General features: G+C 70.8%; 1 protein-coding gene and 2 pseudogenes. All 3 read right to left on the minus strand.

Annotated elements, in window-relative coordinates; all coding sequences use genetic code 11:
- A pseudogene (gene purH, locus K2X24_RS00890) lies at positions 1–590 on the minus strand (bifunctional phosphoribosylaminoimidazolecarboxamide formyltransferase/IMP cyclohydrolase); the annotation flags it as partial.
- A 91-nt stretch (positions 591–681) separates the two neighbouring features.
- Complete coding sequence (locus K2X24_RS00895) at positions 682–2,412, minus strand: heparinase II/III family protein (protein WP_292493803.1); 1,731 nt, start codon at positions 2,410–2,412, stop codon at positions 682–684.
- 129 nt (positions 2,413–2,541) lie between these two features.
- Positions 2,542–2,925, minus strand: a pseudogene (locus K2X24_RS00900) (hypothetical protein); the annotation flags it as partial.

The following is a 2,925-nucleotide window of genomic DNA, read 5'->3' on the forward strand; positions in this document are numbered from 1 at the left end:
GCGAGCCAATTCGCGATGGCGGCGTCGTAGGCGGCGGTTCGCGCATAGGCCTTCTGGGCGAGGCGGCGCCGGGTGCGATCGCCGAGCGACCCGCCCTGGGCGTCGAGTTCGGCGAGCACGGCGGCGTAGTCGCCCACATCGACCACGACCGCGACGTCGGCGTGGTTCTTCGAGGCGGCGCGGATCATGGCCGGACCGCCGATATCGATGTTCTCGACGCAATCGTCGTAGCCGGCCCCCTTCGCCACCGTCTCCTCGAAGGGATAGAGGTTGACCACCAGGAGGTCGATCGGGCGGATACCGTGAGCGGCCAGCGCCGCCTGATGCTCCGGGTTGCCGCGCACGGCGAGCAATCCGCCATGGATTCCCGGGTGCAGCGTCTTCACGCGACCATCCATCATCTCGGGAAAGCCGGTGAGGTCGGCGACTTCGGCAACGGTGAGCCCGGCCGCGCGCAGGGCCTTGTGCGTGCCGCCGGTGGAGACCAGCGCGATGCCGAGGCGGTCGAGGGCAGTGGCGAATTCGACGAGGCCGGCCTTGTCGGAGACGGAGAGGAGTGCGCGGGTGACCCGCACCTGGTCATGCGACATGGCGTTTCGTCCGGGGCAAAATACGAAGGAACTGCGACGAGGGAACTGGTGCGCGCCTACCACGAAATGGTGCGCTGCGGCCAGCCGCCCGTCAGCCCGCCGGGGTCTGAGACCGCGCGAAGCCCCAGCGGACGCGGGTATCATCCGCGACGGAGAGATAGACCACGATCTGATCGGTGCGCCGTGCGCCGGTGAGCCCCGCGAAGTAGACGCTCTCCTCCAGGGCGATCTCGCCGCCCTCGGCACCGAAATGCCAGACCTCGCCGATGGGCAGACTGAGCTCGATGCGGCCGTCGTCTAGGCCGCGCGCCGCGATGGCCGGGTGCAGGTGGAAGCGGACCGCGACCTCCTGGCGCCGGACCTTGCCGCGCTTCGGGCCCACGCTGCGCACGAAGGCGTCCTCGCCCTCGAGCACCTGGCCACTGGCCGCGAGGCGCCAGCGGCGCTCGTGGATCACCCCGAAATCGTGGGCATATCCGTCGTGGCGCGCGGCCAGGATGCTGGCACCGTCCTCGCTGGTCCGCTCCGACTTCACCGCGCGGGGCCCGCGCAGGATCACCGGGCCGATCCGGTGCGAGAGCCAACGCACCGCCCAGCGCTCGTACCAGGCGCCGCCACCGACCAGGAACCGGCAGGAGGAAGTGTCGGCGACGGTCGCGGTCGAGTGGGCGGCGGTGCTGCGGGCCAGCCGGCGCAGTTCCGGGCCGCTCGCCGGCAATCCGCAATTGATGACGATGCGCTGCGGGCCGCTCGACATCTCGAAGGACAGGCAGCCGGCCCCGGCATTGATCGAATCGGGAAGGGGCGGCGGCGCGCCGACATCGGCCACCACGAGGACCCGGCCGCCTTCCATGCGCTCGTAGCCGGAATTCGGCGCGTGCATCATCGGCTGGGCCAGGGCGCCGTCATAGACCAGCAGCGTGGCCAAATGATCGGCGGCCGTCGCGCCCATGCCGTTGAAGTGGCTGAGCGAAGCATCGGGATGCCGGAGCAGCCTCAGCAGCGGCAGCATCCGGTCGATGGCATGCAGGAGGGCATCCGGCGGATCGACGCTGCGCGAGAGGAAGCTCTGGCGCAGGGGCAGCAGATCGAGGAGCAGCTCCATCGCGAAGCGCGGGTCGCGGCTGCGGTGGCCGCCGTCCCGCAGAATCTGCCGGTCGAGTTCGCGCACAAGGATGCGGGTGGAGCGCCGGAGGATGGGCTGGATGCCCTCGCAGCACAGGCCCGCATAGCAGAGGGCCACGGCGGCAAGGAGCCGGGTCTGGGGCGAGATGCCCCGGCGCAGGTCGCCCTCGAGTTCGCGGGCTGCCTTGCCGAGGGCCTTCAGAAAGGACTGGTAGAAGACGTGGTCCGCGCCCTCGAGCACCAGGGGAGACTGACACAGGAACGAGATGAGGCGCCGCGCCGCCACCGGCGTCGGCCGGGCGAGTGCGGTGTCGCCGCGTCCGGCGACGAAGTCGGCGACGAAGGCACGGGCATTGGCGCGCGCCAGCGCCGTGTCGGCGGCGCGCAGGTGGCGCAGCCAGCCGAAGCCGTAGAGGATGTCGGCCCATTCCTGCGAGGGCGGCGCGTAATCGAAGGGCGAGCGTCCGCTCACCGACAGCGAGCGCCCGGCGAACACGAACAGGCCGGCATAGATGTCGTCCGCGAAGGTGGCGTCGCTGGTGCGCAGGTCGTGCGGCGCGATCACGAGGCCGGTCACCCGGGCACGGGCGAGGATGTCGGGCCGGCCGGTCAGGCGCGCATAGGTATCGCGCACGGACCGCGTGATCTCGCGCCCGATGAGCCGGTAGAAACGCCAGCGATCAGCTCCCCAGCGCACGCGTTCTCCCCTTCCGGCGCCGAACCCGATCGCCGGACCTCACGCCGGATGCCGCTTCTCGAAGCGAGACCGTTGATCCGAGTGCGCGGTTAACCGCAAATCCGGCGCTACGTCCATGCTCGGACGCGCTCATTCGGCGGCTCCGGCCGACGCTGCGACCGTTCGCACAGGCTTGGGCGCCCTGGCTTCCGAGGCCTTGAGGGCTTTCCAGCTGTTGGGCTGCGCCACGAAGGCCCGGAGGGCGGCGGTGTTCGCGGCGGCCTCGTCCGCGGACAGGTCGGTTCGCGAGGCGGCCTCGGCATCGGCGAACTTGCCCTGGAGCCCGAGGACCAGCGCCAGGTTCTGCCGAACCCGCGCATCGGCGCGGGGCTGGGCGACCGCGCGGCGCAGGGTCTCCTCGGCCTGCGGCAATTGTCGGCCCAGCGCGTAGGACAGACCGAGATTCGAGAGAATCAGGGGGTCGTCGGGCTGGATCTTCAGGGCCGCCTCGTAGAACCCCTGCGCGCGGGCATG

It is taken from the genome of Methylobacterium sp., assembly GCF_019750675.1.
Lineage (GTDB): Bacteria > Pseudomonadota > Alphaproteobacteria > Rhizobiales > Beijerinckiaceae > Methylobacterium.